The 17,507-nt window shown below is 68.8% G+C and carries 16 protein-coding genes; 7 read left to right on the top strand and 9 right to left on the bottom strand.

Going from position 1 to position 17,507, the window contains the following annotated elements; all coding sequences use genetic code 11:
- Positions 1-25: 25 nt before the first annotated feature.
- From PMI14_RS30945 to apbC, 3 genes are all read right to left on the bottom strand, one after another.
- Positions 26-1,702: an OFA family MFS transporter gene (locus PMI14_RS30945; protein WP_007861273.1), complete on the bottom strand. Its 1,677-nt coding sequence runs from the start codon at positions 1,700-1,702 to the stop codon at positions 26-28.
- A gap of 277 nt (positions 1,703-1,979) precedes the next feature.
- Complete coding sequence (locus tag PMI14_RS30940) at positions 1,980-2,924, bottom strand: LysR substrate-binding domain-containing protein (protein ID WP_007861268.1); 945 nt, start codon at positions 2,922-2,924, stop codon at positions 1,980-1,982.
- Between the two features lie 52 nt (positions 2,925-2,976).
- Entirely contained in the window at positions 2,977-4,068 is a 1,092-nt protein-coding gene (gene apbC / locus PMI14_RS30935) for an iron-sulfur cluster carrier protein ApbC (RefSeq protein WP_007861267.1), read from the bottom strand.
- A gap of 122 nt (positions 4,069-4,190) precedes the next feature.
- On the opposite strand from apbC, the gene PMI14_RS30930 reads away from it, so the two are divergent.
- On the top strand, positions 4,191-4,757 hold the full coding sequence (locus tag PMI14_RS30930) for a restriction endonuclease (RefSeq protein WP_035206375.1): 567 nt from the start codon (positions 4,191-4,193) through the stop codon (positions 4,755-4,757).
- Positions 4,758-4,849: 92 nt separating this feature from the next.
- On the top strand, positions 4,850-6,100 hold the full coding sequence (locus PMI14_RS30925; RefSeq protein WP_007861264.1) for a patatin-like phospholipase family protein: 1,251 nt from the start codon (positions 4,850-4,852) through the stop codon (positions 6,098-6,100).
- A gap of 37 nt (positions 6,101-6,137) precedes the next feature.
- Here PMI14_RS30925 and PMI14_RS30920 read toward each other — a convergent pair whose 3' ends face one another.
- Entirely contained in the window at positions 6,138-7,277 is a 1,140-nt protein-coding gene (locus tag PMI14_RS30920) for an SMP-30/gluconolactonase/LRE family protein (RefSeq protein ID WP_007861261.1), read from the bottom strand.
- Between the two features lie 111 nt (positions 7,278-7,388).
- On the opposite strand from PMI14_RS30920, the gene metG reads away from it, so the two are divergent.
- Positions 7,389-9,494 (top strand): methionine--tRNA ligase, encoded by a 2,106-nt coding sequence (gene metG / locus PMI14_RS30915; protein WP_007861259.1) that lies wholly within the window; start codon positions 7,389-7,391, stop codon positions 9,492-9,494.
- 3 nt (positions 9,495-9,497) lie between these two features.
- On the opposite strand, the gene PMI14_RS30910 is transcribed toward metG, so the two are convergent.
- The 3 genes from PMI14_RS30910 to PMI14_RS30900 are packed head-to-tail and all read right to left on the bottom strand — an operon-like array spanning position 9,498 to position 12,274.
- Positions 9,498-10,139, bottom strand: a complete 642-nt coding sequence (locus PMI14_RS30910; protein ID WP_007861258.1) for a DUF2306 domain-containing protein — start codon at positions 10,137-10,139, stop codon at positions 9,498-9,500.
- A 60-nt stretch (positions 10,140-10,199) separates the two neighbouring features.
- Positions 10,200-11,618, bottom strand: coding sequence for a HAMP domain-containing sensor histidine kinase (locus tag PMI14_RS30905; RefSeq protein ID WP_007861257.1), 1,419 nt, complete (start codon positions 11,616-11,618; stop codon positions 10,200-10,202).
- Entirely contained in the window at positions 11,615-12,274 is a 660-nt protein-coding gene (locus PMI14_RS30900; RefSeq protein WP_007861256.1) for a response regulator, read from the bottom strand. Before PMI14_RS30900 ends, PMI14_RS30905 begins: the two co-directional genes overlap by 4 nt.
- A 210-nt stretch (positions 12,275-12,484) precedes the next feature.
- Here PMI14_RS30900 and PMI14_RS30895 point away from each other — a divergent pair, with 210 nt between their 5' ends.
- Positions 12,485-13,258: a MipA/OmpV family protein gene (locus PMI14_RS30895; protein WP_007861255.1), complete on the top strand. Its 774-nt coding sequence runs from the start codon at positions 12,485-12,487 to the stop codon at positions 13,256-13,258.
- 14 nt (positions 13,259-13,272) lie between these two features.
- Here the strand turns inward: PMI14_RS30895 and PMI14_RS30890 are convergent, their stop codons facing one another.
- On the bottom strand, positions 13,273-13,914 hold the full coding sequence (locus tag PMI14_RS30890; RefSeq protein WP_007861252.1) for a YitT family protein: 642 nt from the start codon (positions 13,912-13,914) through the stop codon (positions 13,273-13,275).
- Between the two features lie 197 nt (positions 13,915-14,111).
- Here PMI14_RS30890 and PMI14_RS30885 point away from each other — a divergent pair, with 197 nt between their 5' ends.
- Positions 14,112-15,770 carry a SulP family inorganic anion transporter gene (locus tag PMI14_RS30885; protein WP_007861249.1) on the top strand — a complete coding sequence of 553 codons (1,659 nt, stop codon included), beginning with the start codon at positions 14,112-14,114 and terminating at the stop codon, positions 15,768-15,770.
- 7 nt (positions 15,771-15,777) lie between these two features.
- On the opposite strand, the gene PMI14_RS30880 is transcribed toward PMI14_RS30885, so the two are convergent.
- Positions 15,778-16,290, bottom strand: a complete 513-nt coding sequence (locus tag PMI14_RS30880) for a hypothetical protein (protein ID WP_007861248.1) — start codon at positions 16,288-16,290, stop codon at positions 15,778-15,780.
- Positions 16,291-16,332: 42 nt separating this feature from the next.
- Here PMI14_RS30880 and PMI14_RS30875 point away from each other — a divergent pair, with 42 nt between their 5' ends.
- Together PMI14_RS30875 and PMI14_RS30870 are read left to right on the top strand one after the other, a co-directional pair.
- Entirely contained in the window at positions 16,333-16,539 is a 207-nt protein-coding gene (locus tag PMI14_RS30875; protein WP_007861239.1) for a DUF3460 family protein, read from the top strand.
- A gap of 75 nt (positions 16,540-16,614) precedes the next feature.
- The gene (locus PMI14_RS30870; protein WP_007861234.1) at positions 16,615-17,460 is read left to right on the top strand and encodes a ScpA family protein; all 846 of its coding nucleotides are present in this window, start codon (positions 16,615-16,617) and stop codon (positions 17,458-17,460) included.
- Positions 17,461-17,507: the final 47 nt, after the last annotated feature.

Here is a 17,507-nt window from a genome sequence, read left to right as displayed (position 1 = left end):
CCCCGGCCCCGTGCCATCCGCTTCCTTACTGGAAAAACTTGGCGGCGCTCACCAGGGTCTTGTAGATGCCCCAGATGAGCGGCAGGCCCACTGCCAGCCAGGCGAAGGCCACCACCGCGGGGCTGGTCGTGCCGCCGCTGCCGGGGCCGCCGCCGACTTCGGCCGCCACGCTCTTTTCGTGGGCCAGCTTCTTCTCGTGGGCCAGCTCCTCGTCGCTCATGAACCATTTGTCGGCCAGCGGGCGTACCAGGAGGTTGGCGATGAGGCCGATGACCAGCATGCCCACCAGGATGTACATGGTCTGGTTGTACACCTGTTCGCGCGGCAGGCCCAGGCCCAGTTGGTATTCGCGCATGTAGTTCACGACTACCGGGCCCAGGATGCCGGCCGTGGCCCAGGCCGTCAGCAGGCGGCCGTGGATGGCGCCCACGAACTGCGTGCCGAACAGGTCGGCCAGGTAGGCCGGCACCGTGGCGAAGCCGCCGCCGTACATCGACAGGATCACGCAGAAGGCGCCCACGAACAACAGCTTGCTGCCGGCACCGGCCGAGCTCGGGATGCTGGCGTACATCAGGCCGCCGAGCACGAAGAAGATCACATAGGTCATCTTGCGGCCGAACTTGTCGGACAGGCTGGCCCAGAAGAAGCGGCCGCCGATGTTGAACAGCGACAGCAGCGCCGTGAAGCCGCCGGCCACGGCCGCGATGGCGGCCAGCTGGGCCTTGTCGAGCTCACCGAACTTCTGCGACACGCCGATCAGGCCGCCGCCGAAGACTTCCTGCAGCATGGGCGAGGCCATGCCGATCACGCCGATGCCGGCGCTCACGTTCATGCACAGCACGACCCAGATGAGCCAGAACTGGGGGATGCCCCAGACGCGCTTCACGTGCACGTGGCGCTGGGTGATCATGGCGTTGGCCGAGGGGGGTGGCGGCGTCCAGCCGGCGGGCTTCCAGCCCGTGGGCGGCACGCGGTAGCCCAGTGCACCGGCCATCATGAACACGAAGTACACCAGCGCCATGACCACGAAGGTCTGCATCACGCCCACGTCGGTGGGGCTGGAGAAGTTCTTCATCAGGTCCACCGCCAGGGGCGAGCCGATCATCGCGCCGCCGCCAAAGCCCATGATGGCCATGCCGGTGGCCATGCCGCGCCGGTCGGGGAACCACTTGATCAGCGTGGACACGGGGGAGATGTAACCGAGCCCCAGCCCGATGCCCCCGATCACGCCCGAGCCCAGGATCATGAGCCAGAACTGGTGCAGGTGGATGCCCAGCGCCGACAGCAGCATGCCGCCGCACCAGCACACGGCCGAGACCACGCCGGCCTTGCGCGGGCCGGCACGCTCCAGCCAGCCGCCCCAGATGGCGGCCGAGCAGCCCAGGAAGACGAAGAACAGGGTGTACATCCAGCCCAGCGTGGCCACACGCCAGTCGCAGCCGGAGGCGAACAGCTCGGCGAAGAAGCTCATGTCCTTGGGGCAGGCCGCGCCCGCGCCCGCCGTGCTCAGTGCCTTGGACAGGGGCAGCCAGAAGACCGAGAAGCCATAGGCCATGCCGATACACAGGTGGATCGCCAGGGCAGCCGGCGGCACCAGCCACCGGTTGAAGCCAGGCCCCGCAATGATGCGCTCCTTGTCCAGAAAACCAGGAGCCGCGAAGGACTCAGGCATGGTCGCGGTGCCTGCCGATGATGCATTCATATGTTCTCTCTCCTGTGATGTTGCGCAAGCGCTTTTCTTATTGACGCAGGTCAATGCGCCGAGCGGAGTGTCTGAACAGGATCCCTGGTGCGTCAAATTGAATCGGCACATGGTGCGATTCAGCAGTTGAATGAACGCGAATGGAAATCGCTCGCATATGCAGCACATTGCATATGTCGCGCAATCAGCCCGCACGGCCCAACTCGCAGCCCCGCGCAAGGATTGCCTCGCCGGGCTGGGCCGTCCGTCTTGGGGGATGCGCCCCCGGGGGATTTGGCTAAGACTTCAACTCGCCGCAGTGCTCTGCCACGTGCTCGCGCCAGGCGGGCAGGTCCAGCAGTTCGAGCGCGGCTTCGAGCGCCCGGGACACGCGCGGACCGCGCTGGGTCATGAAGCCGATGGGGGTGCGCACGTCGGGATCGACCAGGGGCAGGGCCTCCAGGCCGCGCTCGCTGCGCGCGGCGGCCACCATGGCGCCCGGCAGCACGCTGCAGACCTCGCCCGACAGCACGGACAGCACCAGTGTCAGCACCGAGTTGGTCTCGATGGCCGGCGGCACCGGCGCGCCCGCCTCGCGCAGGGCCTCGTCGATGATGAAGCGGTTGTGCATGTCGGGGGTGAGCAGGCACAGCGGCAGCTGGCCGGCGTCCTTCCAGCGCATGGGGGGGCCGATGCGCAGGCGGTCCGGGTCGGGCGTGCGTGCGCGGCGCAGCAGGTAGTAGTGCTCGTTGCACTGCGGCCAGGAGCGCAGGTTCACGCGCTTGGCCTGCATGCGCTCGCTGTAGCCCACGGCCAGGTCCAGCGACAGGTCTTCGAGCCGCTGCTCGAGCTCCTGCGAGCTCATGGACAGCACCACGGGCAGGATGCCCGGGTGGCGCGCCTGCAGCAGGGCGGCAAAGCGCGAGAGGATGGGCACTGCCGTGGGCGTGGACGCCATGCGCAGGCGCCCCTGCGGCGCGATCTCGGTGCTGCGCAGCTCCTGGCGCAGGACCTCGTTGTCGCGCAGCATGCGCTGCGCCGTGGCCAGCACGGCCTCGCCCTCGTGGGTCAGGCCCACGTAGGAGCGTGCCCGCTGCACGATGACGACGCCGAACTCCTCCTCCAGCGCCCGCAGCGCGTTCGACAGCGCTGGCTGGGTGATGTGGCAGGCCTGCGCCGCCCGGCCGAAATGGCGGTGCTCGTCCAGCGAGACGAGGTAGCGCATGGCGGCCAGCAGGTTCATCGCCGCGCCGCCCTTTCACCACCCGGCTGCCAGGCCTTGCGCAGGCGCACGCTCAGGTGTCCTTGCTGACCGAGATGGTCGGGAACTTGGATGAGAAGTCCTTGGCCTGCTGGGCGATCTTCACGGCCACGGTGCGCGCCACCCTCTTGTAGATCTGCGCCACGTCACCATCGGGGTCGGCCACCACGGTGGGTTTGCCGCTGTCGGCCTGCAGGCGGATCTGCATGTCCAGCGGCAGCGCGCCCAGGTAGTCCATGCCGTAGTCGGCCGCCATCTTCTTGCCGCCATCGGCGCCGAAGATGTGCTCCACGTGGCCGCAGTTGCTGCACACGTGCACGGCCATGTTCTCGACGATGCCCAGGATGGGCACGCCCACCTTCTCGAACATCTTGATGCCCTTCTTGGCATCCAGCAGGGCGATGTCCTGCGGCGTGGTGACGATCACCGCGCCGGTCATGGGCACGCGCTGGGACAGCGTGAGCTGGATGTCGCCGGTGCCGGGCGGCATGTCGATGATCAGGTAATCGAGGTCCTTCCAGTTGGTCTGGCGCAGCAGCTGCTCCAGCGCCTGCGTGGCCATGGGGCCGCGCCAGATCATGGCTTCGTCCTGGTCGACCAGGAAGCCGATGGACATGACCTGCACGCCGTAGTTCTCCAGCGGCTCCATGGTCTTGCCGTCCTCGCTCTCGGGGCGGCGGCTGATGCCCAGCATCATCGGCTGGCTCGGGCCGTAGATGTCGGCGTCGAGCACGCCGACGCTGGCGCCCTCGGCCGCCAGGGCCAGGGCCAGGTTGGCCGCCGTGGTGCTCTTGCCCACCCCACCCTTGCCCGAGGCCACGGCAATGATGTTCTTCACCTGGGGCAGCAGCTGCACGCCACGCTGCACGGCGTGGGCCAGCACCTTGGTGGTGATGTTGACCGAGACGTTGTCCACCCCGGCCACGCCCTTGGCCGCGGCCACCAGGCTGCGGCGCAGCTCGGGGACCAGGCTCCTGGCCGGGTAGCCGAGTTCCACCTCGAAGGCCACGTCGCCGCCGCTGATCTGCACATTGCGCAGCGCACGCGTGCTGACATAGTCCTTGCCCGTGTGCGGGTCTTGTACGCTGGAAAGTGCGGCCAGAAGGCCCTGTTCGGTGACTGCCATGCAATTAACTCCTGTGGGGGAGGTAGTCTATCGAAGAGGAACTTCCCCGATCCAAGTGCGGGACAATGCGCGTCTTCCCCCCTTCTGTCACCGACTCCCGAAAGCCCCCCGTGAAATTCAAGATGGCCGAGAAATCCCTGTTTGCTGTGCTGCTGCGCTCGCCCTGGTGGGTCAGCTTCCTGGTGGTGGGGGTGATCGCACTGGGCGCCGGCGCCCTGCTGCCGCGCGAGTACGCCTATGTCGGCGCCGTGGGCACGCTGCCGATCTTCGTCGTGGGCTGCATTGCGGCCTGGCGCCAGCTGCGGGCGCCGAGCCCCGCCAAGGTCGAGGAAATGCTGGGCGCCGTGAACAGCATGCCCTGGCGCCAGTTTGCCGATGCGCTGGAGGCCGCCTGGGTGCGCGATGGCTGCACGGTGGAAAAGCCCAAGGCAGGCCCCGTGGACCTGCGCGTCGTGGCCAAGGGCGGCCAGGCCACCCTGGTCAGTGCCAAACGCTGGAAGGCCGCCACCCATGGCATCGAGCCGGTGCGCGAGCTGCATGCCGCCATGCAGGCCGAGGGGGCCTCCAGCGGCATCTACGTGATGACCCAGGGCCAGCTCTCCGACAACGCCCGCCTCTTCGCGCGCGACAACGGCATCACCGTGCTGCAGGGCCCGGGCGTCGCCTCCCTCCTTCTCGCCAAGGCCTGACCCGCCCCCCGCCATGCGGGTTTCCCCATGTGGCGGGCTGCCCGCAACGCAGCACACTTGGCACTGCCGATAAAGCCCCCACGCACGCGCCGATGCACCCACCCGACAGCCCTGCCCCACCAGCCCCTCCCACCACGGGCCTTCTGCTGACGGGCGGCGGCGCCCGGGCGGCCTACCAGGTGGGCGTGCTCGAAGCCATTGCCGACCTGCGCCTGGCCTGTGGCGCGGGCAATGAGCCCAACCCCTTTCCCATCATCACCGGCACCTCGGCCGGCGCCATCAATGCGGCGGCGCTGGCCTGCGGGGCCGACCATTTCGACCGCGCTGTGCGCCGCATCGCGCGCGTCTGGCGCGACTTCCATGCGCACCAGGTGTACCGGGCGGACTCGCTGAGCGTGCTGCGCAGCGGTGCACGCTGGCTGTCGCTGCTGTCGCTGGGCTGGGCCCTGGCGCGCTGGCGGCGCATGCGCCCGCGCTCGCTGCTGGACAATGCGCCGCTCGAAAAACTGCTGGTCAAGATGGTGCCGCTGGTGCGCCTGCCGCGCCTGCTGAAGAAGGGCCACCTCAAGGCCCTGGCCGTCACGGCGTCGAGCTACAGCTCGGGGGAGCACGTGACCTTCTTCGAGAGCGACGCCCCGCTGCAGCCCTGGGTGCGCTCGCAGCGCAAGGCGGCCCGCGACCGCATCACGCACGAGCACCTGCTGGCCTCCTCGGCGATTCCCTTCGTGTTCCCGGCCAAGGCCATCAGCATGGGGGACCACATGGAGTTCTTCGGCGACGGCTCCATGCGCCAGTCGGCACCGATCGCGCCGGCCATCCACCTGGGGGCCGAGCGCATCCTGGTGGTGGGCGCCGGCCGCATGCACGAACCCAAGGGCGATGCCTCGGCCAACCCCACGCCGACCTACCCCTCGTTGGCGCAGATCGCCGGGCACGCGCTGTCCAACATCTTCCTCGACGCGCTCTCGGTGGACGTGGAGCGCGTGCAGCGCGTGAACCAGACGCTCTCGCTGATCCCGCCCGAGGTGCGCGCCAAGAGCGCGCTGCGCCCCATCGAGCTCTTGGTGATCGCCCCCTCGCAGCGCCTGGACGCCGTGGCCGCGCGCCACGTGGGCAACCTGCCCACCCCCGTGCGCGCCATGCTCGGCGCCCTGGGCGTCACCTCCAACATGGCCGACGTGCGCGGTGCGGCCCTGGCCAGCTACCTGCTGTTCGAGTCGGGCTATACGCGCGAACTCATGGCCCTGGGCCGCGAGGACACGCTGGCCATGCGCGCCGAGGTGTGCAAGTTCTTCGGCTGGACCGACACAGGCGCCGAGGTGACGACGCTCATGCACAGCTGATGCCCGCGGGGCGGCAGGCGCCTCCCCCGCCGATCCGCTACGGCGCCTTGAGCACGTCCCTGGGCAGCCAGCCAAGGCCGTGCGCGTGCAGGCTCTGCACATACAGCCGGTCCGCCGTTTCGGTGATGGCCGTGGTCTCGGGGTAGGCGCCCGCCGGGTCCTGCAGGTCGGCCACGACCTGGCCCTCGTCGGTGAAGGCGATCACATGGCCATAGGGCTTGGGAATGGGCCACAGCGCACGCGGCAGGCGCAGGGTCAGGCTGCGCAGCCAGGGCTTGCCGGCCATGTTGTCGATGGCGGCGCCGCGCGGCTTGGCAAAGCCCAGCCAGATCCGCCCGTCCCGCCCGCGCATGAGGTTGTCGGGGTAGCCGGGCAGGTTGTCGAGCAGCACCCGGGCCTGCGGGCCCGGCTGGGCACTGCCGATGTCCAGCCCGTTGGCATCCACGGCGATCTTCCACACCCGGTACTTGCCGGTTTCGTTGACGAACAGGCTTTTTTCGTCCTGGCTCAGCGCCACGCCGTTGGCAAAGCTGATGCCCCGGGCCACCACGCGCGTGGCGCGCGTGGCGGGGTCGTATTCGAGCACGCGGCCGGTGCTGGCCTGCTCCAGGATGTCGAGCACGCTGGCCTCGAAGGTGCCGCCCCAGTCCCTGGGCGCAAAGCGGGTCGAGGCATCGCTCAGGTACATCTTGCCGCTTTGGGCCACCACCACGCCGTCGGCATAGCGGATGGGGTCGCCGGGGGCCACCTGGTCGGTGAGCAGGCTGACTTTGCCATCGGGGGCGATGGACAGCAGGCCCTTGACCGCATCGGCCGCCACCAGGTTGCCCGCCGCGTCGAAATCAAAGCCCAGCACGCGCCCGCCGGTGTTGGCGAAGACCTGCTGGTCCGTTCCGTCGGGGTTCATGCGCAGGATGTTGCCGCTCAGCACCGTGGTGTAGAGCCTGCCGTCCTTGCCCAGCGCAATGTGCTCGGGGCCGATCTCGCCTTTCAGGTCGATCATGCGCAGCCCGGCCAGGCGCTGGTTGGGCGCATGCACGCCCTGGTAGCCGGGCGCGGCAGGCGCGCTCCAGGCCACCGGCGCGATCGGCACCGGCCACCAGGCCAGGTAGGCCGCCCCCGCCAGCACGGCAATTGCCACCCCTGCTCCCCACCTGCCCCAGCGCACTTTGGCCATGCTGTCCCCCTGTTGTTCTGGATGGCGCGCATTGTGGCATCTGCCCCTGCCGGAGCAAAGGATGGCTCCGAGCGCCTAAAATCGCGGGTTCCGCCTGAGAAAGTACGACCCATGACGTCATCCGCACGCAAGCTCTTCGTCACCACCGCCCTGCCCTATGCCAATGGCAACTTCCACATCGGCCACATCATGGAGTACATCCAGGCCGACATCTGGGTGCGGTTCCAGCGCATGCAGGGCAACGCGGTCAACTTCGTCGGTGCCGACGATACGCACGGCGCGCCGATCATGATCGCGGCCGAGAAGGCCGGCAAGACGCCCCAGCAGTTCGTGGCCGACATCGCCGCCGGCCGCAAGCAGTACCTGGACGGCTTTCACATCAGCTTCGACAACTGGCACAGCACCGATGGCCCGGAAAACCACGACCTGGCGCGCCAGATCTACCGCGACCTGCGCGACCGGGCCGACGGCTCGCTGATCGAGACTCGCACCATCGAGCAGTTCTTCGACCCCGAGAAGAACATGTTCCTGCCCGACCGTTTCATCAAGGGCGAGTGCCCCAAGTGCCGCGCCAAGGACCAGTACGGCGACAACTGCGAGGTCTGCGGCTCGGTCTACGCGCCCACCGACCTGATCAACCCGTTCTCGGCCCTGTCGGGCGTCAAGCCCGAGCTCAAGAGTTCGGAGCACTTCTTCTTCAAGCTCTCGGACCCGCGCTGCGTGGAGTTCCTCGAAAACTGGACCCAGGACGGCAAGCTGCAGCCCGAGGTGGCCAACAAGATCAAGGAGTGGTTCACCGTCCGCACCAACCCGGACGGCACCACCAGCGAAGGCCTGGGCGACTGGGACATCTCGCGCGATGCGCCCTACTTCGGCATCGAGATCCCCGACGCACCGGGCAAGTACTTCTATGTCTGGCTCGACGCACCCGTGGGCTACCTGGCATCGCTCAAGAACTGGTTCGACAAGGGCGGCCCCAAGGAGAAGCACGGGGACACCCGCAGCTTCGACGAATACATGGCGGCGCCCGACACCGAGCAGTACCACTTCATCGGCAAGGACATCGTGACCTTCCACACGCTGTTCTGGCCCGCGATGCTGCACTTTTCCGGCCGCAAGACGCCCGACAACGTGTTCGTGCACGGCTTCCTCACCGTCAACAACGGCGAGAAGATGAGCAAGAGCCGCGGCACCGGGCTGGACCCGCTCAAGTACCTGGGCCTGGGCATGAACCCCGAGTGGCTGCGCTACTACCTGGCGGCCAAGCTGTCCAACCGCAACGAGGACATCGACTTCAACGCCGATGACTTCATGGCGCGCGTGAACAGCGACCTGATCGGCAAGTTCGTCAACATCGCCAGCCGCGCGGCGGGCTTTTTGACCAAGCGCTTCGACGGCAAGCTCACCACGCAGTTCGGCGTCGACGGCGCGGCCCTGCTGGCCGAGGTGCGCAGCGCAGGCGACGGCCTGGCACAGCTGTACGAGGCGCGCGAGTTCGGCAAGGCCACGCGCGAGATCATGCTGCTGGCCGACAAGGTGAATGCCTATGTGGACCAGAACAAGCCCTGGGACCTGGCCAAGGACGCCGCCAACAACGAGGCCCTGCACCAGGTGTGCTCGGTGCTGATCAACACCTTTGCGGTGCTCACGCGCTACCTGGCGCCCGTGCTGCCGGGCCTGGCCCGCGCGGTGGAAGGCTTTGTCGGCAGCGACATGCAGCGCTGGGCCGTGGCCGGCGACGTGCAGGCCATCGCCCCCTACCAGCACCTGATGCAGCGCGTGGCGCCCGAGCAGCTCGATGCGCTGTTCGAAGCCCCGGCCCAGCCGGAAGCCGCAGCCCCCGAAGTGGCGGCCCCCGGCGGCGAAGAGCTGGCGCCGACCATCGGCATCGACGACTTCACCAAGATCGACCTGCGCATCGCGCTGATCGTGAACTGCGAGCCCGTCGAAGGCTCGACCAAGCTGCTGCGCCTGACGCTGGACGTGGGCGAGGGCCGCACGCGCAATGTCTTCAGCGGCATCGCCAGCGCCTACCAGCCGGCCGAGCTGATCGGCAAGCACACGGTGATGGTGGCCAACCTGGCACCGCGCAAGATGAAGTTCGGTGTCTCCGAAGGCATGGTGCTGGCCGCCAGCCATGGCGACGAGAAAGCCCACCCCGGCATCTACGTGCTCAACCCCTGGCCGGGCGCCACGCCGGGCATGCGCGTGCGCTGAGCCTTACTGGAACTGCAGCGCCTGCGGGCGCTGCGCCCCGCCTTTGCGCCGCAGGTACCACTCGGCCACGAGCGCATTGGGCACCCAGCACAGCCAGGCGATGAAGGGGTAGGACAGCGCTTCGTCCACCTGGGCCGCCATGCTGGCACCCAGGTAGATGCGCAGCGTGATGGCGGCTGCCGTGAGCGCAAAGCTGCGCACCATCCAGCGCCGGTGCTCGGCAAAGCGCCGCTGCAGCGCGCGCGCCAGGCCCATGCCGGTCGTCACCATCCACGCCAGGCCCAGCGCAATGAAGCCGGTGGCGGCCACCGCGCCCGTCATGGCGTTCACGGCCAGCGGCAGCGACGACAGCCAGGCCACGGCAATCGACAGCACATAGGCACGCCCCACCCAGCGGTGCAGGGCCGGAAAGCGCGAGCGCCAGGCCGGCACGAACTGCAGCGGCCCGAGCACCAGCGCCAGCGAGGCGCTGACCGCATGCACGACGAAAGGCCGGGGCGACAGGGCGAGGCTGGGCAGGTCCGACGGCAAGGGCATGCCGGGCAGCGCATAGCGCAGCGAAAAGAGGCCGATGGCCAGCGCCGACAGCGCCAGCAGGGCCCAGGACCAGGCCAGGGCGGGGGAGGAAAAGAGGCGTGTCTTCATCGCGAGAACCTTGAAGGGATGGGAGTCCATCCACTCTAGGCAGCGCGACTCAGGCCCGTATTAGCCCTGGCTTACACCCGCATGAGCAAGGTGCACCCTGGCCACCAGGCCCCCCAGCCCGTCGTCCCGCGCCCGCAGCTCCACCCGCAGCCCATGGCGCAGCGCCGCGGCCCGGGTGATGGCCAGGCCCAGGCCGCTGCCGTCGGCGGCAGCACCGGGCACGCGAAAGAAGCGGTCGAACACCCGCTCCAGCAGCTCGGGCGGTATGCCGGGCCCGGTGTCGACGATGTCCACCACCGGGCCACCCGCCAGCGGGTGCAGCCGCACCTCGACGCTACCGCCCTCGGGCGTGTAGCGCAGCGCGTTGTCCAGCAGGTTGTCGAACACGCTGCGCAGGTCGCTAGCCACGGCATCGACACGCACGGCGCAGGCACCGCTGAAGCCCACCTCGATGCGCCGCTGGTCCGCCAGCGGCATGAGCTGGCCCACGCTTTCGCGCAGCAGGGCCGTGATGTCCACCGGCTCGGCCGCCAGCCCCATGGACGCCGGCGCCTCCTGGCGCGAGAGCCGCAGCAGCTGGCCGATCAGGTGCCGGGCGCGGCGCATGCCGGCATCGAGCTGGGCGAACTGCTGCCGTGCCTCGCCCTCAGGCAGCAGCGGCTGCAGGTTCTCCATCTGCAGCGCCATGGCGGCCATGGGGGTGCGCAGCTCGTGCGCGGCGTCCTGCACGAAGCGGCGCTGGGCGGCAAAGGCCTCGTCCAGCCGCTCCAGCAGGGCATTGAACGAGCCGACCAGCGGCACGATCTCCTCGGGCACGCGGCCCATGGGAATGGCGCCCAGGCTGCGGTCGTTGCGCTGTGCCACCTCGTCGGCCACGGTGCGCAGCGAGCGCGACGCACGCCCCACAACCCGCCACAGCGTGAACAGCAGCGCGGGCACCAGCAGGGCCAGGGGCACGATGGCGTACAGGGTGCGCACGGCCACCTCTTCCTGCAGGAACTGCTCGCTTTGCAGCACCTGCACGCGGTGCAGGTGCTGCCCGGCCGCGGGGGTGGAGTAGACACGCCACCCCGGCGCCCAGGCATCGCTGGTGCGCAGGCGCTGGTGGCCGGGCGCGGCCTGCAGGGGCACGCCGATGTCGGGGCCGGAAGTGGCGAGCAGGAGCCCGTCGGCCGACCAGACCTGCACCACGAAGGCACCCCATTCGACGATGTTGGTGCGGCTGAGCAGGGGCAGCGGCTCGACCGCAGCCTCCGCCGGGCCTGCCCGCACCGGCCCGCCGGCCAGGTGCGAGCGCGCCAGTATCTCCATCTGGTACTGCATGAAGGTGTGGATCAGCGCGCTGTAGCTGGCCCAGAAGGCCCCGCCCGCCACCACGGCGCCCGCCAGGATCCAGGGCGCCAGCCACAGCACGATCTGCCCGCGCAGCGAGCGCGGGCGGTACCAGCGGGGCACCTCCTCGGGCACGGCGCCCTTCATGGCGCCGCCACCCGCCAGCCCAGGCCGCGCACGTTGCGGATGGCGTCGGGCCCGAGCTTGCGGCGCATGCCGTGGATCAGCACGTCCACGGCATTGCTGCTGACCTCCTCACCCCAGCCGTAGATGCGGTTCTCGAGCTGCTCGCGCGAAAGGATGGCCCCGGGCCGCTCGAGCAGCGCATGCAAGAGCGCGAATTCGCGCGCCGTGAGCGCGCCGCGCACGCCATCCTGCAGCACCTCGCGCGTGGCCAGGTCCAGCTGCACGGCACCGTTGCCCAGCAGCGACTGGGCGGCGCCGCTGCGCCGGCGCACCACGGCGCGCATGCGCGCCAGCAGCTCGGTCATCTCGAAGGGCTTGAGCAGGTAGTCGTCGGCCCCGGTATCGAGCCCGAGCACGCGGTCCTCGACCCCATCGCGCGCCGTGAGCACCACCACCGGCGTGAGGTCGCCGCGCGAGCGCGCGCGGCGCAGCACCTCGGTGCCGTCCAGCCCGGGCAAGCCCAGGTCCAGCAGCACGCAGCTGTAGTCGCCATCGGCCAGGGCGCTGTGGGCCAGTTCGCCATTGCGCACCCAGTCCACCGACCAGCCCGCGCCCTTGAGGGCGTGCGTGAGGCCGCGCCCGATCATGTCGTCGTCTTCCACCAGCAATGCGCGCAACGGGGTCTCCTCGGGAAATGGGGCAGCGCAAGCCTAGCGCGGGATTCTTAGCCGGCCGTGAGCAGCGCCATGCAGGGTGGCTAACGGCAGGCTAAGAAAGCCTTCCTACAGTCCACCGGCCTGCCGCGGCAAAGCTACCACCGCGACGGCCCCCTGTCCACGCAGGTCCGCCCTGCCCCGCATCCCTTTCTTCTTGTGGAAATTGAGACCATGACGATTCGCCTCCCGCATTCATCGATCCGCCTCCTGGCGGCACTGGCCGCCACGCTGCCCTTGCTGGCGCCAGCCAGCGCCCAGGCGCAGGAGGCAGGCGCCTCCAGCTGGGGCCTGGGCCTGGCCGTCAGCGCCGACCGCAAGCCCTACCGCGATTTCGACGACAAGCTGCAACCCCTGCCCCTGCTGACCTACGAGAACCGCTGGATCCACATCGCGGGTCCCGGGGTGGATTTCAAGCTGCCCTCGCTGGGCCCGGTGGGCCTGCGGCTGCGCTCGCGCTTCGGTTTCGAGGGCTACGAGGCCGAGGACTCACCCTGGCTGGCCGGCATGCACGAGCGCAAGGGCAGCCTGTGGCTGGGCGCCGCCGCGACCTGGGACACCGGGCCGGCGCAGCTCTCGGCCGAACTGCTGGCCGATGCCTCGGGCCACAGCAAGGGGCGCCAGTTCACGCTCAAGGCGGAGCGCCGCTTCCAGCTCGGCGCCTGGGATGTGACGCCGCGCCTGGCGCTGCAGCAGCAGGACCGCAAGACCGTGGACTACTACTACGGCGTGCAGGCCAGCGAGGCCCGCCTGGGCCGCCCGGCCTACGAGGGCAGCTCGGCCGTGAACCTGCAGGCCGGCGTGCGCGTGGGCTATACGCTGGCGCCGCGGCAATGGGTGTTCGTGGACGTGGGCGTCACGCGCCTGGGCAGCGCCATCAAGGACAGCCCGCTGGTCGACCGGTCCAGCCAGCCGGCCGTGACGGCGGGCTACCTGTACCGGTTCTGATCGCGAACAGGTTCTCAGTGCCCGACGTAGCGGCCTGGCCGGTGGCTGATCCACAAAAAGCCGCTCATCACCAGCACCGCGAGCACCGAGTACGCGACCCGCTCCGGCGGCACGATGAACAGCGCCATCAGCACCACGGCGCCGTCGATGCCCATCTGCACCTTGCCGGCGCGCACGCCGTAGCGGTCCTGCATGTACAGCGAGAGCACCGTGGCGCCACCCAGGCTGGAGCGGTGGCGCGCCAGGAACAGGCAGCCCGTGCCCAGCAGCAGCCCGCCGAGCAGCGAGGCGAACAGCGGGTTGAGGTAGTCCACGTGCATGACGTGCGGGAACAGCTCGGTCAGGCCCGACAGCAGCGCCACCGAGACAAAGGTCTTGAGCGTGAACTCGCGCCCCATGCGCGTCCAGGCGAACCAGTAGAACGGCAGGTTCACGAGGAAGAACAGCTTGCCGAACGACACCCCGGTGATGTAGTGCACCAGGAAGGCGATGCCTGCCGTGCCGCCCACCAGCAGGCCGGCCTGGTTGAACAGCATGAGCGCCATGGCCACGAACAGCGTGCCCGCGAAGATGGCCTGGGCGTCCTCGTAGGTGCCGTGGCGCAGCGACTCGGGCGTGTCGGGGTCGAGGAGGGGTGAAGGGGAAGGATCGGGCATGGGTCGGTCCATCAGCATACAGCGGTCATCGGACAGTGGAGATGGCACGAGAACAAGCAAGCACTGCGCCAGAACCGCACCATGCCAGGGGCCGGCACAGGAAATGCTTGCATTCCCGGCACCTTCCATCCCTCTGCGGCACCGTGGTCCGGTATTGCGCCTGCGGTGCCCGGGAATACACTGGTGCCCTCCTTGCCATGCAGCTGTCCTTCGCCTTCCACCCGCGGCTGATCGATGCCCTGAGCGGCTACAACCGCAGCCGCTGCCTGGCCGATGTCGGCGCGGGCATCACCGTGGGCATCGTGGCCCTGCCCCTGGCGATGGCCTTTGCGATCGCCAGCGGCCTGCCACCGGGCGCGGGGCTGTGGACGGCCATCATCGCCGGCTTCCTGATCTCGGCGCTGGGCGGCACCAACGCGCAGATCGGCGGGCCGGCGGGGGCCTTCATCGTCATCGTCTACGGCATCGTCGAGCGCTATGGCGTGGCCAACCTGCTCATTTCCACCGCCTGCGCGGGCGTGCTGCTGGTGCTGCTGGGCCTGTTCCGGCTGGGCACGCTGGTGCGCTTCGTGCCCGTGAGCATCGTCATCGGCTTCACCAACGGCATCGCCGTGCTGATCGCGCTCTCGCAGCTCAAGGACTGGCTGGGCCTGTCCATCGCGCGCATGCCGGGCGACTTCTTCTCGCAGGTGGCCACGCTGGCGCGCCACATCGACAGCTTCAACCCCTATGCCTTCGGCCTGGGCGCCGTGTGCGTGGTGGGCCTGTTCGTGTGGCCACGGCTGTTCATGAAGGGCTCGCCTGTGGTGCGGCTCATGGATGGCTACAGCGTGCACAGCTTTGCGCGCGTGCCCGCGCCCGTGGTGGCCCTGGTCACGCTGAGCCTGCTGGCCTGGGCGCTCGAATTCCCGGTGGAGACCATCGGCTCGCGCTTTGGCGGCATTCCGCAGGGCCTGCCGGCCTTCGAGCTGCCCGACTTCTCGTGGGAGACGGTGCGCCTCCTGGTCACGCCCACGCTCACCATCGCCCTGCTGGGCGCCATCGAATCACTGCTGTGCGCGCGCGTGGCCGACCAGCTGGCCACCGACAGCCACCACCGCAAGCACGACCCCAACCAGGAGCTCATGGCCCAGGGTGTGGCCAACCTGGTCGTGCCCTTCTTCGGCGGCATGCCGGCCACGGGCACCATTGCGCGCACGGTGACCAACATCCGCTCGGGCGCTACCTCACCCATCGCCGGCATCGTGCATGCCGCCACGCTGGCGCTGATCGTGCTGGCCGCGGCCCCGCTGGCACTGCACATCCCGCTGGCAGTGCTGGCGGGCATCTTGCTGTTCGTGGCCTGGAACATGGGCGAGTGGCACGAGTTCGTGCGCCTGCGCCAGTTCAGCAACCACTACCGGCTGCTGATGCTGGGCACCTTCTTCCTCACTGTCGTGTTCGACCTCACGGTGGCGGTCGAGGTGGGCCTGTTCATGGCCTGCGCCCTGTTCGTGCGGCGCATGAGCGGGCTGTTCAAGGCCGAACTGCAACCGCCTGCTGCCGCGACCACGCCGGGGCGGGCGCCCCAGACCTGGCGGCTGCACGGCGCCCTGTTCTTCGGCGCGGCTGCCAAGATCGACCCCATCGTGCAGGCGGTGGAGGCTGGCCCCGCGGGCGTGGACCTGGTGCTGGACGCGAGCGAGCTGGTGGCGCTCGACACCACCGGCCTGGATGCCCTCGGCCAGGTGCTCAAGGCGGTGGAGCAGCGCGGCGGAACCCTGCACATCGTGCACCTGCACGAACAGCCGCGCTCGCTGATGGAGCGCTCGGGCTTCGCCGACCGGCTGGCCGCACAGCCCGGCGCACAGCAATAGCAGCTACTTACTTTCCGCCCTTCAGCTCCGGTGCATCCAGATCAGGCCCGGTCTCGGTACGCAGCACCTTCGCGCCCGGCCCCTGGACCACGGTGAACACCTGCGACTCGTTGCGCGCGTTGGCAAAGCGCCACTGCACATGGATCTCGTCCTTGAGCGGGTACGGCGACACCTTGGCGGCCTTGCCCAGCAGGCGGCGCACGGCGTCCATGCCCATGCCGGGCTGCACCCGGGCGAAGTTCTCGGGCGTGAGCACCTGGCGCACGGCGATCAGCTTGCCGTCCGCCCCGATGGCGATCATGTAGTTGACCTGGCCGGCCGGCTGGCGGTTGTATTCGAAGGTGCGGCTGCCGTCGGCCTCGTTCCAGGTGTTTTCGGGCACGCCGAAGCGGTCGCGCACGTCCGCCTCGGTGGACACGCCGGGCTGCAGCTCGCTGATGCGCTGGGGGTCGCAGCCGGCGGCGGCGAGCAGCGCCAGGGTGGTGATGGCAGCTGCCAGGGCACGAAAAAATGGTGGCATGGGGTCATCCCGGTAAAATCAGGGAAAAGAGGTTACCAGTCCATGTCCATTTTCCGCCGCCCCGATTACCAATCCGACACCACGCAGTTCATCAACCAGCTCAAGGCGAGCCGGCCCGAGCTCGACGCCCAGCAGGTGGCAGGCCGCGCCCTGCTGTGGGACAAGCAGGTGGACCGCAAGATCTGGGGCGAGTACCGCGAAGGCCAGGTCGAGCAAAAGCCCTACGTCTACCAGACCAACGCCGACTGAGCGGGTTATCGGCATGAAAACGGCCTCAAACGCTTTTTCACAAAGCGTTTGAAGCTATTTATTTCATAGCAATTGATGAGCAGCAGCGCGAGCGAAGCCGATGCCGCGGTCCAGGACCAGGGCATGCCCGACGTGGTGGACCAGGTTGCCCTGGCGCGCCTGTACGGCGAGCCGCTGTTCGCCCTGCCCAACGACCTGTACATCCCGCCGGACGCGCTCGAGGTCTTCCTCGAAGCCTTCGAAGGGCCGCTGGACCTGCTGCTGTACCTGATCCGCAAGCAGAACTTCAACATCCTGGACATCCCCATGGTGGGGGTGACCAAGCAGTACCTGGCGTATGTGGACGAGATCCGCAGCCGCAACCTGGAGCTGGCCGCCGAGTACCTGCTGATGGCGGCGATGCTGATCGAGATCAAGTCGCGCATGCTGCTGCCGCCCAAGAAGCAGGCCGAGGGCGAAGAGCCTGTGGACCCCCGGGCCGAGCTGGTGCGCCGCCTGCTTGAGTACGAGCAGATGAAGATGGCCGGCATGCGCCTGTCGCAGCTGCCGCAGTACGGGCGCGACTTCCTCAAGGCCCAGGTCTACATCGAGCAGAGCCTGCAGCCGCGCTTTCCCGACGTGCACGTGGTGGAGCTGCAGGAGGCCTGGCGCGACATCATGAAGCGTGCCAAGCTGGTGCAGCACCACAAGATCACGCGCGAGGAACTCTCGGTGCGCGAGTACATGAGCATGGTGCTCAAGACGCTGCAGGGCCGCCGCTTCGTGGAGTTCGAAGAGCTTTTCGAGCCAGAGCGCGGCAGCACCGTGCTGGTGGTGACCTTCATCGCCTTGCTGGAGCTCGCCAAGGAAACCCTGATCGAGATCACCCAGGCCGAGGCCTTCGCGCCCATCTACGTGCGCCTGGCGTACACCCCCGCCTGACGACGACCACCGCCTGATTTCGGCCATGGCGGGGGGCCATGGCCTCC

The sequence above is a fragment of the Acidovorax sp. CF316 genome, from assembly GCF_000276605.1.
Lineage (GTDB): Bacteria > Pseudomonadota > Gammaproteobacteria > Burkholderiales > Burkholderiaceae_C > Acidovorax.
Note: the sequence above shows the minus strand (reverse complement) of the source record. Positions and strands in the feature narration are given on the sequence as shown.